The sequence below is a fragment of the Sphingomonas sp. FARSPH genome, assembly GCF_003355005.1.
GTDB lineage: Bacteria > Pseudomonadota > Alphaproteobacteria > Sphingomonadales > Sphingomonadaceae > Sphingomonas.
This window is the reverse complement of record NZ_CP029985.1, coordinates 2,329,847-2,350,967: the sequence shown is the minus strand read 5'-3', so window position 1 is coordinate 2,350,967 and position 21,121 is coordinate 2,329,847. Positions and strand designations below refer to the sequence as shown.

General features: G+C 67.6%; 21 protein-coding genes. 5 read left to right on the top strand and 16 right to left on the bottom strand.

What is annotated here, in order from left to right:
• Window positions 1–146 precede the first annotated feature (146 nt).
• The 11 genes from lpdA to DM480_RS11190 all read right to left on the bottom strand — a co-directional run bounded on the left by lpdA (window position 147) and on the right by DM480_RS11190 (window position 12,708).
• On the bottom strand, window positions 147–1,547 hold the full coding sequence (gene lpdA, locus DM480_RS11240; protein WP_115379072.1) for a dihydrolipoyl dehydrogenase: 1,401 nt from the start codon (window positions 1,545–1,547) through the stop codon (window positions 147–149).
• A 100-nt stretch (window positions 1,548–1,647) separates the two neighbouring features.
• Window positions 1,648–1,938 carry a GIY-YIG nuclease family protein gene (locus DM480_RS11235; RefSeq protein WP_115379070.1) on the bottom strand — a complete coding sequence of 97 codons (291 nt, stop codon included), beginning with the start codon at window positions 1,936–1,938 and terminating at the stop codon, window positions 1,648–1,650.
• Window positions 1,939–2,034: 96 nt separating this feature from the next.
• On the bottom strand, window positions 2,035–3,273 hold the full coding sequence (gene odhB / locus DM480_RS11230; RefSeq protein ID WP_115379068.1) for a 2-oxoglutarate dehydrogenase complex dihydrolipoyllysine-residue succinyltransferase: 1,239 nt from the start codon (window positions 3,271–3,273) through the stop codon (window positions 2,035–2,037).
• A 109-nt stretch (window positions 3,274–3,382) separates the two neighbouring features.
• Window positions 3,383–6,361, bottom strand: coding sequence for a 2-oxoglutarate dehydrogenase E1 component (locus tag DM480_RS11225; protein ID WP_115379066.1), 2,979 nt, complete (start codon window positions 6,359–6,361; stop codon window positions 3,383–3,385).
• A 156-nt stretch (window positions 6,362–6,517) separates the two neighbouring features.
• A complete protein-coding gene (gene sucD, locus DM480_RS11220) occupies window positions 6,518–7,402 on the bottom strand; it encodes a succinate--CoA ligase subunit alpha (protein ID WP_115379064.1) in 885 nt (294 codons plus the stop codon).
• A complete protein-coding gene (locus tag DM480_RS11215) occupies window positions 7,399–7,854 on the bottom strand; it encodes a hypothetical protein (RefSeq protein WP_125471507.1) in 456 nt (151 codons plus the stop codon). The genes sucD and DM480_RS11215 overlap by 4 nt, the downstream gene beginning before the upstream one ends.
• A gap of 65 nt (window positions 7,855–7,919) precedes the next feature.
• Window positions 7,920–8,882 carry a malate dehydrogenase gene (mdh, locus tag DM480_RS11210; protein ID WP_115379060.1) on the bottom strand — a complete coding sequence of 321 codons (963 nt, stop codon included), beginning with the start codon at window positions 8,880–8,882 and terminating at the stop codon, window positions 7,920–7,922.
• Window positions 8,883–9,002: 120 nt separating this feature from the next.
• Window positions 9,003–10,067 carry an acyltransferase family protein gene (locus tag DM480_RS11205; protein ID WP_115379059.1) on the bottom strand — a complete coding sequence of 355 codons (1,065 nt, stop codon included), beginning with the start codon at window positions 10,065–10,067 and terminating at the stop codon, window positions 9,003–9,005.
• A gap of 137 nt (window positions 10,068–10,204) precedes the next feature.
• On the bottom strand, window positions 10,205–11,314 hold the full coding sequence (gene zapE, locus DM480_RS11200) for a cell division protein ZapE (protein WP_115379057.1): 1,110 nt from the start codon (window positions 11,312–11,314) through the stop codon (window positions 10,205–10,207).
• Window positions 11,315–11,337: 23 nt separating this feature from the next.
• Window positions 11,338–11,796 carry a PaaI family thioesterase gene (locus DM480_RS11195; protein ID WP_115381215.1) on the bottom strand — a complete coding sequence of 153 codons (459 nt, stop codon included), beginning with the start codon at window positions 11,794–11,796 and terminating at the stop codon, window positions 11,338–11,340.
• A 126-nt stretch (window positions 11,797–11,922) separates the two neighbouring features.
• Complete coding sequence (locus DM480_RS11190; RefSeq protein ID WP_115379055.1) at window positions 11,923–12,708, bottom strand: succinate dehydrogenase iron-sulfur subunit; 786 nt, start codon at window positions 12,706–12,708, stop codon at window positions 11,923–11,925.
• 150 nt (window positions 12,709–12,858) lie between these two features.
• Between DM480_RS11190 and DM480_RS11185 the strand changes: the two genes are divergently transcribed.
• Window positions 12,859–13,128 (top strand): hypothetical protein, encoded by a 270-nt coding sequence (locus DM480_RS11185; protein ID WP_115381213.1) that lies wholly within the window; start codon window positions 12,859–12,861, stop codon window positions 13,126–13,128.
• A gap of 2 nt (window positions 13,129–13,130) precedes the next feature.
• On the opposite strand, the gene DM480_RS11180 is transcribed toward DM480_RS11185, so the two are convergent.
• From DM480_RS11180 to sdhC, 4 genes are all read right to left on the bottom strand, one after another.
• The gene (locus DM480_RS11180) at window positions 13,131–14,045 is read right to left on the bottom strand and encodes a glycoside hydrolase (RefSeq protein WP_232833974.1); all 915 of its coding nucleotides are present in this window, start codon (window positions 14,043–14,045) and stop codon (window positions 13,131–13,133) included.
• A 171-nt stretch (window positions 14,046–14,216) separates the two neighbouring features.
• On the bottom strand, window positions 14,217–16,019 hold the full coding sequence (gene sdhA / locus DM480_RS11175; RefSeq protein ID WP_115379053.1) for a succinate dehydrogenase flavoprotein subunit: 1,803 nt from the start codon (window positions 16,017–16,019) through the stop codon (window positions 14,217–14,219).
• A complete protein-coding gene (gene sdhD, locus DM480_RS11170; RefSeq protein WP_115379051.1) occupies window positions 16,019–16,402 on the bottom strand; it encodes a succinate dehydrogenase, hydrophobic membrane anchor protein in 384 nt (127 codons plus the stop codon). Before sdhD ends, sdhA begins: the two co-directional genes overlap by 1 nt.
• The gene (sdhC, locus tag DM480_RS11165; RefSeq protein ID WP_115379049.1) at window positions 16,402–16,842 is read right to left on the bottom strand and encodes a succinate dehydrogenase, cytochrome b556 subunit; all 441 of its coding nucleotides are present in this window, start codon (window positions 16,840–16,842) and stop codon (window positions 16,402–16,404) included. Before sdhC ends, sdhD begins: the two co-directional genes overlap by 1 nt.
• 172 nt (window positions 16,843–17,014) lie before the next feature.
• Between sdhC and DM480_RS11160 the strand changes: the two genes are divergently transcribed.
• The 4 genes from DM480_RS11160 (at window position 17,015) to DM480_RS11145 (ending at window position 20,739) form a co-directional block, all read left to right on the top strand.
• Window positions 17,015–18,376: a methyl-accepting chemotaxis protein gene (locus tag DM480_RS11160; protein ID WP_232833973.1), complete on the top strand. Its 1,362-nt coding sequence runs from the start codon at window positions 17,015–17,017 to the stop codon at window positions 18,374–18,376.
• Between the two features lie 76 nt (window positions 18,377–18,452).
• Entirely contained in the window at window positions 18,453–19,148 is a 696-nt protein-coding gene (locus tag DM480_RS11155; RefSeq protein WP_115379045.1) for an SDR family NAD(P)-dependent oxidoreductase, read from the top strand.
• On the top strand, window positions 19,138–20,094 hold the full coding sequence (locus DM480_RS11150) for a 50S ribosomal protein L11 methyltransferase (RefSeq protein ID WP_115379043.1): 957 nt from the start codon (window positions 19,138–19,140) through the stop codon (window positions 20,092–20,094). Before DM480_RS11155 ends, DM480_RS11150 begins: the two co-directional genes overlap by 11 nt.
• A 60-nt stretch (window positions 20,095–20,154) precedes the next feature.
• The gene (locus tag DM480_RS11145; RefSeq protein ID WP_232833972.1) at window positions 20,155–20,739 is read left to right on the top strand and encodes a hypothetical protein; all 585 of its coding nucleotides are present in this window, start codon (window positions 20,155–20,157) and stop codon (window positions 20,737–20,739) included.
• A 4-nt stretch (window positions 20,740–20,743) separates the two neighbouring features.
• Here the strand turns inward: DM480_RS11145 and DM480_RS11140 are convergent, their stop codons facing one another.
• On the bottom strand, window positions 20,744–21,112 hold the full coding sequence (locus DM480_RS11140) for a hypothetical protein (protein WP_125471505.1): 369 nt from the start codon (window positions 21,110–21,112) through the stop codon (window positions 20,744–20,746).
• Window positions 21,113–21,121: the final 9 nt, after the last annotated feature.

Genomic DNA, 21,121 nt, shown 5'->3' with positions numbered 1-21,121 from the left:
TCGTCCGACGACTGAGCTGATCGCTGACGGTTTTTGCCGGCGCCGTCCGTCGGCGTTTCCTGTTGCAATGACGCGCGTCAGGCGCAGCCACACCGCCTCGGTCGCGGCGCGGTCCGGGTCTGGGACCGGCGCCGCGCCGCGCGGCATCAGATGTGGATCGGCTTGCCGGTCACCGCCATCGCGGCTTCCTTGATCGCCTCCGAATGCGTCGGATGCGCGTGGCAGGTGTAGGCGATGTCCTCGCTCGTCGCGCCGAATTCCATCGCCTGCGCCGCCTGTGCGATCATCGTACCCGCGACCGAGGCGATCGCCCACACGCCGAGCACGCGGTCGGTCTTGGCATCCGCGATGATCTTCACGAAGCCGTCGGGCTCGTGGTTGGTCTTGGCCCGGCTGTTCGCCATCATCGGGAACTTGCCGACCTTGACCTCGCCGCGTTCCTTTGCCGCTTCCTCGGTCAGGCCGACGCCGGCGAATTCGGGCATCGTGTAGACGACCGAGGGGATGACGTCGTGGTTCACGATGCCGTGCTGGCCCGCGATGTTCTCCGCAACCGCGATGCCTTCGTCCTCCGCCTTGTGCGCGAGCATCAGGCCGGGCGCGACGTCGCCGATTGCCCAGACGCCGGGGACGTTGGTGCGGAAGTCGTGGTCGATCTCCACTTGCCCGCGCCCATTCAGCGCGACGCCGGCCGCCTCGAGGTTGAGACCGTCGATGTTCGGCCTGCGGCCGATCGCGACCAGCACCGCATCCGCCTCGATCGTCTGCGCCTCGCCACCCTTGGCGGGTTCGATCGTCAGCGTCGCGGTGTCGCCGTCGACGGCGACGCCGGTGACCTTGGTCGACAGCTTGAACTCGAGGCCCTGCTTCTTGAAGATCTTGTTGGCTTCCTTGCGGACGTCGCCGTCGAAGCCGGGCAGGATCTGGTCGAGGAATTCGACGACGGTCACCTTCGCACCCAGGCGGCGCCACACGCTGCCGAGTTCCAGGCCGATGACGCCGCCGCCGATGACGACGAGATGCTGCGGCACCTTGGCGAGTTCGAGCGCGCCGGTCGAATCGACGACCATCTTCTGGTCAACGGTGACGCCGGGTAGCGGCGTGACACTGGAGCCCGTAGCGATGACGATGTTCCGCGCGCGCACGGTGCGGCCGGCGACCTCGACACTGTCCTTGCCCGTGAAGCTGGCGCGGCCCTTCAGCCATTCGACCTTGTTCTTCTTGAACAGGAACTCGATACCGCCGGTCAGCTGCTTGACCGCATCACGGCGCTGGCCGTGCATCGCGTCGAGGTCGAGTTCGGGCGTCACCTTGATGCCCATCTTCGCCATCGCGCCATTGGCCGCGGCGTCGAAATATTCGGACGCGTGCAACATCGCCTTCGACGGGATGCAGCCGACGTTGAGGCAGGTGCCGCCCAGCGTCTCGCGGCTCTCCGCGCACGCGGTCTTCAGCCCCAGCTGCGCCGCGCGGATCGCGGCGACATAGCCGCCAGGGCCGGCGCCGATCACGAGGACGTCATAGTCGTACTGCTGTTCGTCAGCCATCGTCTGTGCTCCGCTCGTGTTCCTGCGAACGCAGGAACCCAGGGTTATGGGGCGCTGCGCTTGGGGGCTTTGCGTTCCTGCGTCCGCAGGAACGCGGCTCCTAGAACAGCGTCTCGTACAAATCTTTCCACGTCGGGTTGGCGGTTTCGATCAGGTCGACCTTCCAGTCCCGCTTCCATTTTTTCAACTGCAACTCGCGCTGCCGTGCATCCTGAATGTCGTCATGCGCTTCGAACCAGACAAGCAACCGGCAATCGTATTTCTTCGAGAAGCCATCGAGCAGGCCGTTGCGATGTTGGTATGCGCGAGCCTGGATGTTGCTAGTGACGCCGAGGTAGAGGGTGCCGTTACGCTGGCTTGCCATGAGGTAGACGTAACCGGGCTTTCCCATGTCCAAGCTCCCGTGTTCCTGCGCATGCAGGAACCCAGAGCCACAGGCGTCACGCCCTGTAACCCTGGGCTCCTGCGTTCGCAGGAGCACATGACATCACAGGTCGATCAGGATCCGCGTCGGGTCTTCGATCGCGTTCTTTAGCGCGACGAGGAAGGTCACCGCCTCGCGCCCGTCGATCAGGCGGTGGTCGTAGCTGAGCGCGAGATACATCATCGGGCGGACGACGACCTGGCCGTCACGGACGACAGGGCGCTCCTCGATCCGGTGCAGGCCGAGCACCGCCGACTGCGGCGGGTTGATGATCGGGGTCGACATGAGGCTGCCGAACACGCCGCCGTTGGAGATGGTGAAGGTGCCGCCCTTCATCTCGTCCATCTTCAGCGTGCCGTCCTTGGCGCGCTTGCCGAAGTCGCCGATCGTCTTTTCGATGCCGGCGACCGACAGGTCCTGCGCATCGCGGATGACGGGGACGACGAGGCCGTTCGGGGCCGAGACGGCGACCGAGATGTCGGCGTAATCGTGATAGACGATCTCGTCGCCCTCGATGCTGGCATTGACGGACGGAATGTCCTTCAGCGCCATCGTCGCGGCCTTCACGAAGAAGCCCATGAAGCCAAGACGGACGCCATGCTTCTTCTCGAACAGGTCCTTGTACTTCGCGCGCGCCTCGATCACCGCGGTCATGTCGACATCGTTGAACGTCGTCAGCATCGCGGCGGTGTTCTGCGCTTCCTTCAGGCGCTTGGCGATCGTCTGGCGCAGGCGCGTCATCTTCACGCGCTCCTCGCGCCGCGAAGACGCGCGGCCGGCGGTGGCATCGCCACCGTCCGACGACGTGCCCGCGACGGCGGGCGCGGCAGCGGCAGGCTTGGCGGACGCGGCAGCGGCGACGTCTTCCTTGGTCAGGCGACCATCCTTGCCGGTGCCCTGGATCGTCGAGGGGTCGACGCCGTGCTCCAGCACCGCGCGGCGGACCGACGGCGACAGCGCGGCGGCGGCATCGCCCGTGGATTGCGCGGCGGCGGGGGCAGGCGCCGCGGCCGGCGTCGCGGTGGCGGCGGGTTCGGCGGCGGCCGCCTTGGCGGGCGCGCCGTCACCGGCGTCGATCGTCGCGAGCAGCGCGCCGACCTCGACCGTGTCGCCGACCTGCACGGCATGTTGGCCCATCACGCCCGCGACGGGGCTCGGCACCTCGACCGAAACCTTGTCGGTTTCCAGGCTCGCGATCGGCTCGTCGACGGCAACGGCATCGCCGGGCTGCTTCAGCCATTCACCCACGGTCGCTTCGGTGATCGATTCGCCGAGCGTCGGCACCACAACTTCAGTCGCCATTCCCATCTTCCTCCGCCCCGAAGGGACCTCACGCGGGCGGGTCGATCGTTACCCGCGCCAGTTTTCAGTGTCCGGCCCGGCCGATACCACGGCCGAGCCACGCGTCATCTTATGCGGTCGGCGCCTGCGCCGGCCGTGCCGTCGTCGTGCTGCCCTCGGCGCGCGTGCGACGGATTTCGTCGCGCACGTTATGACCCAGCGCATCGGCGACCAGCGCGCCCTGTTCCGCGGTGTGCCGCTTCATCAGGCCCGTCGCGGGCGAGGCGGATGCGGTGCGACCGGCGTAGCGCGCGCGCGCGACCCGCGCCTTCGCCATGCCCAGCGCCTCTTCGATCAGCGGTTCGACGAAGAACCAGTACCCGTTGTTCTTCGGCTCTTCCTGCGCCCAGACGACGTCGGTCAGGTTGGGCAGCTTCGCGATCCGCTCGGCCAGCGCCTCGGTCGGGAAGGGATAGAGCTGCTCGACGCGCACGATCTGCGTCGTCGTGTCGCCCGCCGCGTCGCGCGCCTCCATCAGGTCGTAGGCGACCTTGCCGGTGCACAGTACCAGCCGCGTCGTCGCCGCATCTGCGGCGCCGTTCGGATCGGACAGCAGGCGGCGGAAGTGGCTGTCGCCCAGGAAATCCTCCGCCTTCGACACCGCCAGCTTGTGGCGGAGCAGCGACTTGGGCGTGAACACGACCAATGGCTTGCGGAAGTTGCGGTGCATCTGCCGGCGCAGCAGGTGGAAATAATTGGCCGGCGTGGTGCAGTTGGCGACCTGGATATTGTCGCCCGCGCACGATTGCAGGAATCGCTCGGGACGCGCCGAGCTATGCTCGGGCCCCTGCCCTTCGTAGCCGTGCGGCAGCAGCATGACGAGGCCGTTGGCGCGCAGCCACTTCGATTCGCCCGACGTGATGAACTGGTCGATCATGATCTGCGCGCCGTTGACGAAGTCGCCGAACTGCGCCTCCCACATCACCAGCGTCTTCGGATCGGCGAGCGCATAGCCATATTCGAAGCCGAGCACGCCATATTCGGACAGCGGGCTGTCGAGCACCTCGAACCGTCCGTGCTCGACCGTCTGGAGCGGGATATACTTGTGCTCGTCGGTCTGGTCGACCCAGACGGCATGGCGCTGGCTGAACGTGCCGCGGCCCGAATCCTGGCCCGACAGGCGGACCCCATAGCCCTCCGACAACAACGAGCCGAAGGCCAGCGCCTCGCCCGTCGCCCAGTCGAAATTCTCGCCGCCCGCGAACATCTGGCGCTTGGCGTCGATGACGCGGGCCAGCGTCTTGTGGATCTGCACCGAGTCCGGCACCGTCGTCAGCTTGCGACCGAGCGCATCGAACAGTTTGCGATCGAGCCCCGTCTCGACGTTGCGGCGCCCCTGATCGGTCTCCTTGGGCGCGGAGAGGCCCGACCAGCGGCCGGCAAACCAGTCCGCCTTGTTGGGCTTGTACCCCGATCCCGCCTCGAATTCGCCTTCGCAGCGGGTGACATACTGCTGGATGTTCTGGTCGACCCACGCCTGGTCGACGACGCCTTCCGCGATCAGGCGCTTGGCGTAGATTTCGCTGACGCCCGGATGCTTGCGGATGATGTTGTACATCAACGGCTGGGTGAAGCCCGGCTCGTCGCCCTCGTTATGGCCGAACCGGCGATAGCACCACATGTCGATGACGATGTCGCGGTGGAACTTCTGGCGGAATTCCATCGCCATCTTGGTGGCAAAGGTCACCGCTTCGGGGTCGTCGCCGTTGACGTGGAAGACCGGCGCCTGCACGCCCTTCGCCACGTCCGACGGATAGGGCGACGATCGCGCGAACTGCGGGCTGGTGGTGAAGCCGACCTGGTTGTTGATGATGAAGTGGACGCAGCCGCCCGTGTTGTAGCCGCGGATGCCCGAGAAGCCGAGGCATTCCCACACGATCCCCTGCCCCGCGAACGCCGCGTCGCCGTGGATCAGCACGGGCAGCGAGGCGCTGTGGTCGGTCAGGTCGCCGGCGATGGTCTGGATCGCGCGGGTCTTGCCGAGCACGACCGGGTTCACCGCCTCGAGGTGCGAGGGGTTGGCGACCAGGCTCATGTGCACGGTGTGGCCGTCGAACTCGCGGTCCGACGAGGTGCCGAGGTGATACTTCACGTCGCCCGAACCGCCGATATCCTCGGGGTTGGCCGAACCACCGGCGAATTCGTGGAAGATCACGCGCAGCGGCTTGCCCATCACGTTGGCGAGCACGTTCAGGCGGCCACGGTGCGCCATGCCGAACACGATCTCGCGGACGCCATACTGGCCGCCATATTTGATGACCGACTCGAGCGCAGGGATCATCGATTCGCCGCCGTCGAGACCGAAGCGCTTCGTCCCGACGTATTTCTTGCCGAGGAACTTCTCCCACTGCTCACCCTCGATCACCTTGGTGAGAATGGCTTTCTTGCCGTCGGTAGTGAACTCGATCGCCTTGTCCTGCCCCTCCATGCGGTCCTGCAGGAAGCGGCGCTCCTCGACGTCGGAGATGTGCATGTATTCGAGGCCGACGTTGCCGCAGTAATTCTTGCGCAGCGTCGTCACCAGCTGGCGGATCGTCGCCCATTCGAAGCCCATCGTGCCGCCGAGATAGACGGGGCGATCGATGTCGGCGTCGGTGAAGCCGTGATATTCGGTGCGCAGATCCTCGGGCATCTCGCGCTTGGCGAGGCCGAGCGGATCGAGATTGGCGGCAAGGTGGCCGCGCACGCGATAGGTGCGGATGAGCAGCTGGGCGCGGATCGCGTCGCCGGCAGCGCGGATGATCTCGTCCTTCGACGGCGCCGGCGCCGCGGCGGCGGCCGGCGCGGGCTTGCCACCCTTGGCGGGCTTGGGCGCGGGCTCCATCTGCGTCGGGTCGAGGCCGGCGGTCAGGTCATCGGTGGTCGTCAGCGGCCAGCGCTGGTTGGTCCAGCTCGGACCGCCCGTGCCGCGCTCCAGCCCTTCGAAGAAGGTCTGCCAGCCGCCCTCGACCGACGCGGGGTCGGTCTGGAACTTGGCGTAGAGCGCCTCGATGAACGCGGGGCTGACGCCCTGCGCGATGTCACTGAAATCCTGGCCTTCGTAGCCCATCGTCTTCGTCCTTTACCCTTCTCCCACCGGGAGAAGGAGGGGCCCGCCCGCGCCAGCGGGTGGGAGGATGAGGGTGAGATGCCTTGAACACCCTCACCCTTCCGCCGCCTGCCGGCGGCTCCCTCCCTCTCCCAGCGGGAGAGGGAGCGTGTCACATCAACCCTTCAGCACCTCGAGCAGGGTCGAGCCCAGCTCGCTGGGGCTCGCCGCGACTTTGATGCCGGCGGCTTCCATCGCCGCGATCTTGTCCTCGGCGCCGCCCTGACCGCCCGACACGATCGCGCCGGCGTGGCCCATACGACGGCCCGGAGGCGCGGTGCGGCCGGCGATGAAGCCCGCCATCGGCTTGCTGCGGCCGCGCTTCGCCTCGTCGCGCAGGAACTGCGCGGCTTCCTCTTCCGCCGAGCCACCGATCTCGCCAATCATGATGATCGACTCGGTCGCGTCGTCGGCCAGGAACAGCTCCAGCACGTCGATGAAGTTGGTGCCGTTGACGGGGTCGCCGCCGATGCCGACCGCGGTGGTCTGGCCGAGGCCCGCGTTCGAGGTCTGGAACACCGCCTCATAGGTCAGCGTGCCCGAGCGCGACACGACACCGACCGAACCCTTTTTGAAGATCGAACCAGGCATGATGCCGATCTTGCACTCGCCCGGCGTCAGCACGCCCGGGCAGTTCGGGCCGATCAGCCGCGACTTGGACGCCGACAACGCGCGCTTGACGCGGACCATGTCGAGCACCGGAATGCCTTCGGTGATGCAGACGATCAGCGGCACTTCCGCATCGATCGCCTCGAGGATCGAATCCGCGGCGAAGGGCGGCGGCACGTAGATCACCGATGCGTCCGCGCCGGTCTTCGTCACCGCCTCGGCGACGGTGTCGAACACGGGCAGGCCGAGATGCTCGGTGCCGCCCTTGCCCGGCGTGACGCCGCCGACCATCTGCGTGCCGTAATCCAGCGCCGCCTTGGTATGGAAGCTGCCGGTCTCACCGGTCATGCCTTGGGTGATGACCTTGGTGTTCTTGTTGACGAGGATGCTCATTTCGACTCCTGAGAGACATAGCCGACGGCGACCCGAACAGCGGGCCGATCTTTGCTGCCGGTGGATGCGAGATCGATGAAACGATGGTCGGGGGCCTGGAAGAACTGCTCTCCCTTGCCATCGTCCTTGAACGGTGCGCCATACGCGGAAGCCATGGCGGACTGGATGCCGGGGAAGGCACGCACCGATGCGATCCGTGCCGTCACGGTGCATAGGCCCGCCGCCCTGGTCGACAGCATCATCAGATTGCCCTTGCCGTAGACGATGAGATCGCTGGCGACGGGCTTGCCGTCCTTCGACGTCATCGCCCCCTTGGACCAGCCATCGGCGACCAGATGCGCCTCGTCGAGGCCCGCTGGGCCGACGCTGGCGACGCACGAGCGCGCGCCCGCGACGATTTCATCCTGCGAGGCGACGCCGAATTCCTTTGCGGCCACCGGCCCGGCCAGCACCGCTGCCGCGCCGAGCGCAACGGCGGCATGGCGCCGCATCGTCAGGGCGACCGCGCCACGCACGGTCAGGCGAGGCTCTCGTCGATGCCCTTGCAGGCGACGAGCAGTTCCTTGACCGCGTCGACCGAAACCTGAAGGTTCGCCTTCGCCTCGTCCGACAGCTTGACCTCGACGACTTTCTCGACGCCGCCGGCGCCGATCACGACGGGCACGCCGACGTAGAGGTTGTCGATGCCATATTCACCCGACAGGTGCGCCGCGGCGGGCAGGATGCGCTTCTGGTCGTAGAGATACGCCTCGGCCATCGCGATGCCGCTGGTCGCGGGCGCGTAATAGGCCGAGCCGGTCTTGAGCAGCGCGACGATCTCGCCGCCGCCGCCGCGCGTGCGCTTGACGATCTCGTCGACCTTTTCCTTCGTGGAGAAGCCCATCTCGATCAGGTCGCTGACCGGAATGCCGCTGACGGTCGAATATTCGAGCACCGGCACCATCGTGTCGCCGTGGCCGCCGAGCACGAAGGTGTTCACGTCCTTCACCGACACGCCGAATTCCTCGGCGAGGAAGTGGCTGAAGCGCGCCGAGTCGAGCACGCCGGCCATGCCGACGACCTTGTTCGCGGGGAGCCCCGAGAATTCGCGCAGCGCCCACACCATTGCGTCGAGCGGGTTGGTGATGCAGATCACGAAGGCGTCGGGGGCGTTGGCCTTGATTCCCTCGCCAACCGCCTTCATCACCTTGAGGTTGATGCCGAGCAGGTCGTCGCGGCTCATGCCCGGCTTGCGCGCGACGCCGGCGGTGACGATGATGACGTCCGCACCGGCGATGTCGGCGTAATCGTTCGAACCCTTGATATTCGCGTCGAAGCCCTCGACCGGGCCGCATTGCGACAGGTCGAGCGCCTTGCCCTGAGGCACGCCCTCGACCACGTCGAACAGGACGATGTCGCCCAGCCCCTTCAGGGCGGCGAGGTGCGCGAGCGTGCCACCGATGTTACCGGCGCCGATCAGCGCGATCTTCTTGCGAGCCATCCAATCCTTCTCCGTGATGAGGGCATGAATTGGTCACGCCGCATAGGCCCATTGGGGCGATGGCACAACCGCATAACGGCGGATCATTAAGATAATTGATGATAATCGTTCGCAGTATCTTTAAGCGATGCCAAACGCCCCGGGTCGAGCATCCGGCAGGCGCGATACGGGCGGGCGCAGCCGCAGGAACGGCCGTTCGATCCACCGGACGATCAGCGCCGATCCGGCGACCACGATCCCATAACGCCATGCCATGACGGCCAGGGGCGCACCGGCCGGCGTGGTGGCATCCGCCAGCCGCCCCAGGCCGACGTGCCAGACATAGGCGGCGTAGGATATGCCGCCGAGCCAGGCGAGCGATCGCAGCGGCACCGCCCGGCGCGGCACCGGCAGCCGGCGCAGCGCGACGACGACCAGCGCCGATGACATCCAGGCGACGGTCAGGCCGATCCCAAAGCGCACGTGCGGATCGCGCACCGCCGCGAGGCTGGCGAAGCCCAGCGCGGCGACCGCCAGACATCCGCGCCGGCGCGCCTGCAACCACGCCAGCACCGCCGGCGCATGGCGCTCGCTCCAGGCGATCAGCATGCCCGCCGCCAGCGCATCCATGCGATACGGCGTTTGCCATTGCACCGCGACGGGCGCCGCGCCGGCGGCGAGCGCGCCCAGCCGCAGGACCAGGCATCCCGCCAACGGCACGAGCAGCACGATCGCGAGCCCCCTCGCCCCGCCGCGCCGCCAGACCCATGGTATGCCGAGCGCGGCGGCGAGGTAGAAATGCTCCTCGACCGCAAGCGACCACAAATGGCTCGGCACGCCGGTCGCATAATTCTGGACGTGGAGCGCGACGGGCAGCACCATCGGCCACGCGTCACGCCCGCCGGCGACCAGCAGTGCCGCTAGATAGAGATAGAGCACCGGCCACAGCCGCAGCATACGGCGCGCAAAGAAGCGGCGGCGCGAAAAGCCGCCGGGGGCGTCGAGCTGGTCGAACACCATCCCCCCGACGAGCAGGCCGCTCAGCACGAAGAACAGGTCGACGCCGACCCAGCCGACGTCGATCAGCGGGCGGATCACCCCGTCGAGCGCGTCCGACCCGGTCGCGACGCGCAGGTGAAAGAGCAGGACCCACAGGATCGCCGCGCCGCGGATCACGTCGAGCATGCGGTCGCGGGGCTGGGACATCGGCCGGCGTGTAGCGGGCGCGGGTTAAGATATTGGGGTGATGCCCTTCCCCGCTGCGCCGTCAGTCGCGGCGAAGCCGCGCCTTGTGGCGCGCTCCGTCGCGCTGGCCGGGCTTGCCGGCGTGCGGCCTAGCCTTGCTACGCCGTCTCGCCCGCTGCGCCGTGCCCCTCGCTCAGATAGGCCTCCGACCGCATCTCTTCGAGGCGGCTGACCGTGCGTTGGAATTCGAACCGGCCGTCCCCTTCCGGATAGAGCGCATCCGGCTCGGCATCCGCGGCGGCGAGCAGCTTCACCTTATGCTCGTACAGCGCATCGATCAGCTGGACGAAGCGCGCCGCCTCGTTGCGGTTCTCCGGCCCCAGCTTCGGAATGCCGACGAGGATGACGGTGTGATAGCGCCGCGCGACCGCCAGATAATCCGCGGTGCCGCGCGCCTCGCCGCACAGCTTCTTGAACGAGAAGACCGCGACGCCCTTCAGCGTCTTGGGCACGTGCAATGTCCGCCCCTGCACCGCCAAATCCTCCGACGGAATCGGCTCCGTCACCTCATGGTCGGTCAGGCGGAAGAAGGCCGCGGACAGCTCCGCCGTCGCCTTCGGCCCGTTCGGCACCAGCCAGGTGTTCTGCTGCCCCAGCCGGTCGCGGCGATAGTCGATCGGGCCGTTGAGCGTCAGCACGTCGAGCCGGCTTTCGATGAGCGCGATGAACGGCAGGAAATGCTCGCGGTTGAGGCCGTTCTTGTACAGATCGGCGGGCGCGCGGTTCGATGTCGTCACGATGGTGACGCCCGCCGCGATCAGCGCGGTGAACAGCCGCGACAGGATCATCGCGTCGGGCGAGTTGGTGACCATCATCTCGTCGAACGCGAGCAGTCGGGTCTCGTCCGCCAGCGCCGCGGCGACGGGCGCGATCGGGTCGCCGGTTTCGTTGCGCCGCTCGATCGCGATGCGGCCGTGCACTTCCAGCATGAACTCGGCGAAATGGACGCGCCGCTTCGCCGGGACGTCGACGTTGGCGAAGAACAGGTCCATCAGCATCGACTTGCCGCGCCCGACATCGCCCCACATGTACACGCCGCGCGGGGCGGTCTGACGCCCGGTCAGCCGCGCCAGCAGCCCGCCGCGGCGCGGGCGCTCCAGCGCGGCGGCAAGCGCATCGAGACAATCGGCCGCCGCGCGCTGCTCCGCGTCGGGGCGCAATTCGCCCGCCGCGATCAACGCGTCATAAGCGGCAAGGACGTGGGACACGGCGATGGCTCCGGAGAAACGCGTCAGGCGATGGCGGCCGGCGGCGTCGACTTGCGCAACGTGGCGGTGAAGCTCGCGACGGTCGGCACGTCGTCCTGCACGATCAATCCGCGCAGGAACAGCAGCCGCCCCGTCTCACGCAGCAGTTCGACCCTGGCCTCGACCGGGCGATCGAGCGCCGCACCGCCGATGAACTGCGTCGCGAGGTCCAGCGTCACCGCCCCGCCCGCCTGCAGCACACCCAGCCCCCGCGCCCCGGCGAACAGCGCGCAATCGATGAAGCCGAGCAACGCGCCGCCATGCATGTGATCGCGCAGATTGCTGTGCGCGCGCCGCGGCGTCATCCGCACGCGGGCGATGCCGTCCTCGACGCGCACGTGGATCGCGCCGAGGAACGCGTTGAAGCGCGTTTCGTCGCCGAGTTGCCAGCGCTTCCAGCCGGGCAGGTCGGGATCGTCTTCGTAGGAAAAGAGTGCGTTCACCGCGACTTTCACGCCCCCGTGCATCTTCCCCGGCGAAGGCCGGGGTCCAGTCGGGAGACGTTCCGGTAGATCGGCAAGGCCTTCCCCACTTGGCCCCGGCCTTCGCCGGGGAAGACAATGTGCCGCTTACAGAATCCGCTCGGCTTCCATCTTCTTGATCTCCGCGATCGCCTTGGCGGGGTTCAGACCCTTGGGGCAGGTGTTCGCGCAGTTCATGATCGTGTGGCAGCGGTACAGGCGGAACGGATCCTCGAGGCTGTCGAGCCGCTCGCCGGTCATCTCGTCGCGGCTGTCGGCCAGCCAGCGATAGGCCTGGAGCAGGATCGCGGGTCCTAAGAACTTGTCGGCATTCCACCAATAGCTGGGGCAGGACGTCGAGCAGCAGGCGCACAGGATGCACTCGTACAGACCGTCCAGCTTCGCGCGGTCCTCGGGCGACTGCAGCCGCTCCTTGCCCGAGGGCGGCGGGCTGACCGTCTGCATCCACGGCTTGATCGAGCTGTATTGCGCGTAGAAGTGCGTGAAGTCGGGCACCAGGTCCTTGATGACGTCCATCGACGGCAGCGGGGTGATCTTCACATCACCCTTGATATCCTCGATCGCGGTGGTGCAGGCGAGGCCGTTGCTCCCGTCGATGTTCATCGAGCACGATCCGCAGATACCTTCGCGGCACGAGCGGCGGAAGGTGAGCGAGCTGTCCTGCTCCCCCTTCATCTTGATGAGGGCGTCGAGGACCATCGGACCGCACGTGTCGAGATCGATCTCGAACGTGTCGTACCGCGGATTTTCGCCCGTGTCGGGATCGTAGCGATAGACCTTGAAGGTCTTGACGCGCTTGGCGTCCGCGTCCGCTTTATGGACCTTGCCCTTGGCGCGAACCTTGCTGTTCTTGGGCAGGGTGAAGTCGGCCATTGCCGCAGCGCTCCTTCGAAATGCTGCGGTTGCGGCTATGCCTTTCGACGCCGACGCGCAACCCCCTTGCATACGATCGCGGCGCAGGCGGAACGGAACCGGCGCGACGTCCGGGCGCTTGACGCCGGCATCAGTCAGGGGACTCAAAGCATGGCCGAAACGCAGATCACGATCGATCCCGCCACCGTGTTCGACAACGTCGACGATCGCCGGATCGAATTCGCCGGCGAGGCGAGCGGCGACACCTACGACTTCGCGCTGCAATATGACGTGCTGGAGGCATTGGCCGGAGAGGTGCCGACCGACCCCGTGCCACTGTTCCAGCGCCATGCCGACGCCGTGGCGATCGCCGCCACCGCCGCACTCGCCCGCGATCCCGCCCAGCCGCGCATCGTCGTCAGCGAGAACGACCTTGCCTGAACTCAGCACACCTCCGCGGAGAATCGGGGTGGGCCGCCCGGCGGCACGCGCGCCGGGTGCCGATAGAAGACGTCGGTCGGCAGCCGGTGGCGCTCGCCATAGACCGCGCGCAGCACGTGGGCGAGTGCGGGGTCGTAGCCGACAAGGTCGGTGTCCGACAGGACGACCACCGTGTCGAATCGCGCCACCTTGTTCGAATTGAACCAGAATTGCGTGCCCTCCGCCCAATATTCCTGGATGGTGGTGGCGGCATATTCCCCCTTCCACCGACCGGCGACGAGCGCGGCGGCATAGGCCGCCTCGACGCGCGCATAGAGAAGCGGGTCGACCTGCTGCACGGCATCGAGGATGGCGTGGCTGAATTCATGGACGAAGATGTTCTCGCCGAAATAGCGCGTGCCGGGGATGGCGAGCAGATTCTCGGTCGCACCGGACGTCAGCTGCCCGCCCATGCCGCGCGCCCGGCCGTTCCAGTATTGCGCGTCGGTCAGCGTGCCGATCCGCTCGGCATAATGTTTGCGCTCGCACACGGTCAGCGTGGGATCGTCAGGCGTGGGCTTCTTCCAGCCACGCTGCTCGGGCAGGTCCATCGTCCCCTCGTCCGGCGCCATCAGTGCGACGCGATAGCCCTTCGCTATCATCCAGTGGCGCAGGTCCGGCCTGTCCAGCAGCATGTCGAGCATGATGTCTCGCGCATAGAGCAAGGCTACCGGCGGCACCTTCGCCGAAGAGGCGACAGGGATACCGCCCGCATCGACGTAGCGCGTGTAGAAAGGATCGAGCTTGAGCGGGGCGGGCGGCGCGGTCACCTGCGCCGCGGCATAGTCGGGCGGCGTGTAGCGCGGCGTGACCGGCGTCTGTGCCGGCGCAGCCACCGCGGGCAGAAGCGCGAGCAGGATCGAATATCGGTAGCGCATCAAGCCTCCATCCATAGATCGTATACGAATGTCATGCGTGCGGCCGTCGGGCAAGCGCGTGGTGCCCCTTCGCCGTGGCTCCGAAGCAAACGTGCGGGGGAATCGCTTCCCCCGCACGCGGCGTCGGTCGGTGGGGGCGCAACCGCCCCGCCGGATCAGCGGGTCACCGGATCAATAGACCCGCTTCTTCGGCTTGATGTACTCGACGTCGTCGGTCAGCGTATAATCGTGCACCGGGCGGTAATCGATCGCTGTCGCGCCGCCCTTGCCGCCCCAGCCCTCGAAGGTCGTGATCGTATGCTTCATCCAGTTCGCATCGTCGCGATCGGGATGATCCTCGTTGACGTGGGCGCCGCGCGATTCCTTGCGGTTCGCCGCCGATTCCATCGTCACCACCGCCTGCGCGATCAGATTGTCGAGCTCCAGCGTCTCGACCAGATCGGTGTTCCAGATCAGGCTGCGATCCTGGATGCCGACGTCGGCGACCTTGTCGTAGATGCCGCGGATCAGCGTCTGTCCCTCGCCGAGCAGCGCATTGTCGCGGAACACCGCGCAATGCTTTTGCATCGTGCGCTGCATATCCAGCCGGATCTGCGCGGTCGGCGTGCTGCCGCTGGCATGGCGGAACGTGTCGAGACGCGACAGCGCCAGCTCTTCCGAACCCTTGGGCAGCGCGTCGTGCGTGGTGTTCGGCTTGGTGATGTCCGCGATCCGCTTGCCGGTCGCACGCCCGAACACGACGAGATCGATCAGCGAATTGGAGCCCAGGCGGTTCGCGCCATGGACGCTGACGCACGCCGCCTCGCCCACCGCGAACAGGCCGGGCACGACGGTGTCGGGATTGCCGTCCTTCAGGTGGACGACCTCGCCGTGGAAGTTGGTCGGGATGCCGCCCATGTTGTAATGCACCGTCGGCGTGACGGGCAAAGGCTGGCGCGTCAGGTCGACGCCCGCGAAGATCTTGCCCGTTTCGGTGATGCCGGGCAGCCGCTCGTGCAGCACCTTAGGATCGATGTGGTCGAGGTGCAGGAAGATGTGGTCCTTGTGCGGGCCGACGCCGCGGCCTTCGCGCATCTCCATCGCCATCGAGCGCGACACGACGTCGCGGCTGGCGAGGTCCTTCGCCGACGGGGCGTAGCGCTCCATGAAGCGCTCGCCCTCCGAATTGGTGAGGTAGCCGCCCTCGCCGCGCGCGCCCTCGGTGATAAGCACGCCCGCGCCATAGATGCCGGTCGGGTGGAACTGCACGAACTCCATGTCCTGCAGCGGCAGGCCCGCACGCAGCACCATGCCGCCGCCGTCGCCGGTGCAGGTATGCGCCGAGGTCGCGGAGAAATAGCAGCGGCCATAGCCGCCCGTCGCCAGCACCGTATTGTGGCTGCGGAAGCGGTGGATCGAGCCGTCTTCCATGCACAAAGCGATGACGCCGCGGCACGCGCCGTCTTCCATGATGAGGTCGAGCGCGAAATATTCGACGTAGAAGTCCGCGTCGTAGCGCAGCGACTGCTGGTAGAGCGTGTGGAGCATCGCATGCCCCGTCCGGTCCGCCGCGGCGCAGGTGCGCTGCGCGGGCGGCCCTTCGCCCATGTTCTGCATCATGCCGCCGAACGGGCGCTGATAGATGCGGCCTTCATCGGTCCGGCTGAACGGCATGCCGGCATGTTCGAGCTCGTAGACCGCGGCCGGCGCCTCGCGCACCATATATTCGATCGCGTCCTGGTCGCCGAGCCAGTCGGAGCCCTTGACGGTGTCGTACATGTGCCAGGTCCAGTGATCCGGACCCATGTTGCCTAAGGATGCGGCGATGCCGCCCTGCGCCGCCACCGTGTGGCTGCGGGTCGGGAACACCTTGGTGATGCAGGCGGTCTTCAGACCGTTCTGCGCGCATTCCATGACGGCGCGCAGGCCCGAACCACCCGCGCCGACGACCACCGCGTCATAGGTGTGGTCGATGATCTTGTACGCATCCGACATTATGCGGCAGCTCCGAAAGCGACCTTGAGGATCGCGAAGATGGCGACGGCGGCGGTGCCGACCGTGAAGAAGTTGAGCGCGAGCAACGCGGCGACACGGCGCTCGTCATGCTCGTAATCCTCGATCACGACCTGCAGGCCGAGGCGGAAGTGCCAGAACACTGAGCCGACGAGCAGGATCATCGGCACCGCGACCCACGCCGACGACAGCCACATGCGCATGCTGGCGTAATCGAACGCCGGCTGGCGCGCCATCGAGATGACGAACCACAGCATGAGGAACAGGTTGGAGCCCGCGGTGACGCGCTGGCGCCACCAGTGATGCGCGCCTTCCTTGGCGCTGCCCAGGCCGCGGACGCGGCCGATGCTGGTGCCCGAACCCATCACTTGATCCCCTGAATGAGCCAGAACAACACGGTCAGCAGCACGCCGCCGACGAGCACCGCCAGGCTGAACATCTTGTTGCGCTTCAGCTCGAACGCCGCCCCTGCATCCATCACCAGATGGCGCACGCCGTTCAGCATGTGCGTGAAGAACGCCCAGCTAAGCAGCACGCCGACGGCCCAGCCGACGATGTTGAGATGCCCGGCCGACGTCGTGAACACGTCGAGGAAGGTCGCATAGGCATCCGCCCCCGCCGCGAGCGCGCCCAGCCACCAGACCAGCACCACCGTGCCCAGCGTCGCCATCACCGCACCGGTCGCGCGATGCAGGATGGAGACCAGCATGTGCGGCCCCCAGGCATAGTGAAGCTTCATGAAGCCCGCGAAGAGGTGCGGGCTTTTCGGGCGGGCCGGAGTACGGGCCGGGGTGCGGGATGCCATGAACGGTCCTCGGGTGACGATTGCGTCTGCCTATTAGGCAGCGGGCGGCGGGATGCAAGTCGCACGACGGCCCTGGCGCGATCCGCAAGCCGCCCCTTTCTAACCGAGCCTTAACCAATCGCGGGTAGCGATGCGGGTCATCGTCCAGTTCCCTGGCCACCAGGAGTCCGTCTTGCCCGATATCGCCCTTCCCCAGCCCACGACGATCGCCGCCGGCATCGACCTTACCAGTCGGATCAAGGCGTTCGACGGCGGCGAGAACACGTTGGTGTCGCGCGCGGCGGAACTCTGGTCGATCATCGAGCCCGATGCCGCCGAGGTGGTCGAGGCCTATTGGGGTCACTGGCGCGTCCACAATCCGGGGGCGCCGGAATGGTCGATCCATGAAAAGGAACGCCGGATCGCGATCGGCATCACCTATCTGCGCAACCGGTTCTGCAACCTCAACGGTCGCGACTGGATCGAGTCGCTCGAGCGGGCGGTGGCATCGGCCTATGCGGCCGGCATCTCGACGATGGAGGTACTGGCGATGTCCTGCGCGTCCGATCGCGCCGCGCTCAAGGCGCTGATGACGCGCATGTCGCCCGACGACGCCCGCCGCCCGGTGCTGGTCGACGTCCTGATGCGCCTGTTCGGCATGGAAACCGAACTGACCGTCGAACTGTTCGCCGGCTTCCATGCGTATAGCGAGCGCAAGGCGCGCGACCAGCTGGCAGGCGAATTCCGCGACGGCATCGCCAGCGCGGTCGAAACCGCGTCGGTCGAGGGCCAGGCATTGCGCGCGCAGGCGGAACGCAGCTCCGGCTCGGCGCGCGGCATGCTCGGCAAGGCGAGCGAGGTCGCCGCGGCGGCCGAACAATCCGCCGTCGCGATGCGCGAGGCGGCGCAGACCGCCGCCGGGCTGATCCGTGCGATCGAGGATGCGCGGACCGAGGTCGAGGCGGCGGCCGAGATCGCCCAGCGCGCCAGCATCCAGGCGAGCGATGCGGTCGGCATGTCCGAGGCGCTGTCCGACCATGCCAAATCGATCGAATCGATCCTGGGCCTGATCCGCGACATCGCGGGACAGACCAATTTGCTCGCGCTCAACGCGACGATCGAGGCGGCGCGCGCCGGCGATGCCGGCCGCGGCTTCGCCGTCGTCGCGCAGGAGGTGAAGAGCCTCGCCAACCAGACCGCGCGCGCGACCGACGACATCGCCGCCAAGATCGCCTCGATCCAGGCCGCGACACGCTCGACCGTCGACACCAACGCCTCGATCAAGACCACGGTGACCGAGGTGCAGGAATCCGCCGACCGCATCCGCTACGCGATGGAAGCGCAGGCGCAGACGGTGACCGCAATCACCGCCGCGGTCGACGAAACCGCGCTCGCCGCCGATTCGATGTCCTCGACGATCGCCGCGATCCGCGAGGACACGGAGACGGTGGCGACCGAGATCGACAGCGTCGGCCGCGGTTTCGACCGGCTCGACGGCCGCCTCGCGACGTTGAAGGGCAGCGCGGGCGAATTCGTCGCCAAGGTCGCCGCGTAAGGCGTCTTGTCCTTTCCCGCCAGCGGGAGGGGAGCACCCGGTTGCCCGTCCCCCGCCCCGCCCGTAAGGCAGGGGCATGACCATCCTTCTCACCGGATCGAGCCGCGGCATCGGCGCGGCGATCCATACCACGCTGACCACCGCCGGCGCCGCGGTAATCGGCCAGGGCACGCGCAGCGGCATCGCCGCCGACTTCGCTGATCCCGCCGCCCCCCGCGCGCTGTGGGAGGCTGCACTGGACCAGGCGGGCGGCACGATCGACGTGCTCGTCAACAACGCCGGCGTGTTCGAGGCGAACGCGCTGTCGCGCGACCATGACGATTGGGTCGCCGACTGGGAACGGACGCTGCGCATCAATCTCACCGCCACCGCCGAACTGAGCCGCCTCGCGGTCCGCCACTGGCAGGAGCGTGGCACCGGAGGCCGGATCGTCAACATCGCCAGCCGCGCCGCCTATCGCGGCGACAGCCCCGCTCACTGGCATTATGCCGCCGCCAAGGCGGGCATGGTCGCGATGACGAAGACGATCGCGCGCGGCTACGCCAGCGAGGGCATCCTCGCCTTCGCGATCTGCCCCGGCTTCACGATGACGGGGATGGCGGAGGATTATCTCGCCAGCCGCGGCGGCGACACGCTGCTCGCCGACATCCCGCTCGGCCGCGTCGCGAGCCCCGACGAGGTGGCGAGCGTCGCCCGCTATTGCGCGCTGGAGGCGCCCGCATCGATGACGGGCGCGGTGATCGACGTCAACGGAGCAAGCTATGTCCGCTGAACCCACCAGCTGGAAGATCACCCTGCCCTGCACCCGCGCGGAGGCGGAGGCGATCGACGCCGCGTCCGACCTCGCGATCGAAGCGGTGCTGATGACCACCGAGGAGGTGGAGGACGACGTCGAGCGCTGGCGGCTCGACGCCTATGTGGACCGGGAACCCGATGCCGCGACGATCGCCGCGATCCATGCGCTCGTCCCCAGCGCCAGCGGCCGCGCGCCCGTGGTCGAGGCGCTGAGCGACGAGGATTGGGTCGCGCTCAGCCAGCAGGGGCTGGAGCCGATCCGCGAGGGCCGCTTCGTCGTCCATACGAGCGCGCATCCGGCGAACGTCGATGCCGCAGCAGGAGAGCGCGCGTTCCTGATCAATGCCGGCCAGGCGTTCGGCACCGGTCATCACGGCACGACCAGCGGCTGCCTCGCGATGCTCGACGGCCTCGCGCGCGAAGGGCGGGACTATCATCGCGTCATCGACCTCGGCACCGGCACCGGTCTGCTCGCCTTCGCCGCGCGCCATCTGTGGCCTGCCGCGGCGGTGACGGGGACGGACATCGACCCGATCGCGATCGACGTGACGCGCGACAATATGGCGCTGAACGCGGTCGCCGACGTGCGCCTGGTCGTCGCGGACGGCACGCGCGATCCGGCTATCGCCGACCAGGCGCCCTACGACCTCGTCATCGCCAACATCCTCGCCGGGCCGTTGATCGCGATGGCGCCTGAAGTCGCGGGCATCGCCGCCCTGGGCGGGACGATCGTCCTCGCCGGCCTGTTGTCCAACCAGGCCGCAAAGGTCGTCGACGCCTATGTCGCGCAGGGTGCGCGCGAGATCGCGCGCGACGTGCGCGGCGACTGGACGATCCTGCATCTCCAGGCCGCGACCGACCGCGTCGCACCCACCGGCACCGACGCCAGCCGTCGCGGCGACTGGGCGACCGACGGACGATAGGCGCTGGACCAGCTTCGACTACATATGTAGTCATACGGGCTCCGTAATGAAGGAGCTGGCATGAACGTCCGTCACACCGCCCCGATTCTCCTGCTGCTGTCGATCAGCGTCGCTCCATCCGTCGTCGCGCAGACCGGCGCCCATTCTGCAGGGGTCGCCGACAACCCGACGATCCAGTCGCTGTTCGCTGCCGATCAGGCTGTCCGCGCCGCGCTGACGCCCGCGCAGGGCGCGGACCGCGCCTTTGTAACGAAGATGATCGCCGACGACCTCGAACGTCGCACGGCCGCGCGCGCGTTGCTCGACCGCGGCGCGCTGCACACCGGCGCGGACTATTATGCGGCGGCATTCATCTTCCAGCATGGCAGCACGCCGAACGATTACCTGCTCGCCCACAGCCTCGCGCTCGCCGGGGTCGCGCGCGGCAGGGCGGATGCGACATGGATCGCTGCCGCGACGCTCGACCGCTATCTACAGGCGATCGGGCAAAAGCAGATTTACGGCACGCAAGATACCAGGAAGCGGGACACGCCGCTGACGATGGAACCCTATGACACCACGCTTGTGCCCGACACGCTGCGTACCGCGCTCGGCGTGCCCACGCTGGCCGCGCAGCAAGCGCGGCTCGCAAAGGCGGCGCAATAGGCCGTTACTCGGCGTTGCCCGCCGGTGCGGCGTCCGTCGGCGACGGCGCATCGCTGGGCGCGGCGTCGCGCTGGACACGTGCGGTCATGCCGGTGATCGACGCGTCGTCCAGCATCTGCTGATCCTCGCCGCGCGCCGGCGGCGGGGGCGGCGGCGCCTCCGCCGCCATCGCATTGCCCGCCGGCACAGGCTCGGCGGCATTGGCCATCGCCGGCATCGTCTCGTTCGGCGCGACCTCGGTCACCGTTGCGTCGTTCTGCACCGTCTCCGCGGGCGCTTCTTCGGAGGGTGAGCGCGAACAGCCCGCCAGCGTCGGCAGGACCAGCCCCGCCGCGATCAGACCCAGTGCGCGGATGCGAAACGTCTTGGTCATGCTCATTCC

Coding starts and splice junctions, on each gene's coding strand:
- lpdA (WP_115379072.1), bottom strand. CDS start 1,547: ATGGCTGACGAACAGCAGTACGACTATGACGTCCTCGTGATCGGCGCC.
- DM480_RS11235 (WP_115379070.1), bottom strand. CDS start 1,938: ATGGGAAAGCCCGGTTACGTCTACCTCATGGCAAGCCAGCGTAACGGC.
- odhB (WP_115379068.1), bottom strand. CDS start 3,273: ATGGCGACTGAAGTTGTGGTGCCGACGCTCGGCGAATCGATCACCGAA.
- DM480_RS11225 (WP_115379066.1), bottom strand. CDS start 6,361: ATGGGCTACGAAGGCCAGGATTTCAGTGACATCGCGCAGGGCGTCAGC.
- sucD (WP_115379064.1), bottom strand. CDS start 7,402: ATGAGCATCCTCGTCAACAAGAACACCAAGGTCATCACCCAAGGCATG.
- mdh (WP_115379060.1), bottom strand. CDS start 8,882: ATGGCTCGCAAGAAGATCGCGCTGATCGGCGCCGGTAACATCGGTGGC.
- DM480_RS11205 (WP_115379059.1), bottom strand. CDS start 10,067: ATGTCCCAGCCCCGCGACCGCATGCTCGACGTGATCCGCGGCGCGGCG.
- DM480_RS11190 (WP_115379055.1), bottom strand. CDS start 12,708: ATGGCCGACTTCACCCTGCCCAAGAACAGCAAGGTTCGCGCCAAGGGC.
- DM480_RS11185 (WP_115381213.1), top strand. CDS start 12,859: ATGGCCGAAACGCAGATCACGATCGATCCCGCCACCGTGTTCGACAAC.
- DM480_RS11180 (WP_232833974.1), bottom strand. CDS start 14,045: ATGCGCTACCGATATTCGATCCTGCTCGCGCTTCTGCCCGCGGTGGCT.
- sdhA (WP_115379053.1), bottom strand. CDS start 16,019: ATGTCGGATGCGTACAAGATCATCGACCACACCTATGACGCGGTGGTC.
- sdhD (WP_115379051.1), bottom strand. CDS start 16,402: ATGGGTTCGGGCACCAGCATCGGCCGCGTCCGCGGCCTGGGCAGCGCC.
- sdhC (WP_115379049.1), bottom strand. CDS start 16,842: ATGGCATCCCGCACCCCGGCCCGTACTCCGGCCCGCCCGAAAAGCCCG.
- DM480_RS11155 (WP_115379045.1), top strand. CDS start 18,453: ATGACCATCCTTCTCACCGGATCGAGCCGCGGCATCGGCGCGGCGATC.
- DM480_RS11150 (WP_115379043.1), top strand. CDS start 19,138: ATGTCCGCTGAACCCACCAGCTGGAAGATCACCCTGCCCTGCACCCGC.
- DM480_RS11145 (WP_232833972.1), top strand. CDS start 20,155: ATGAACGTCCGTCACACCGCCCCGATTCTCCTGCTGCTGTCGATCAGC.
- DM480_RS11140 (WP_125471505.1), bottom strand. CDS start 21,112: ATGACCAAGACGTTTCGCATCCGCGCACTGGGTCTGATCGCGGCGGGG.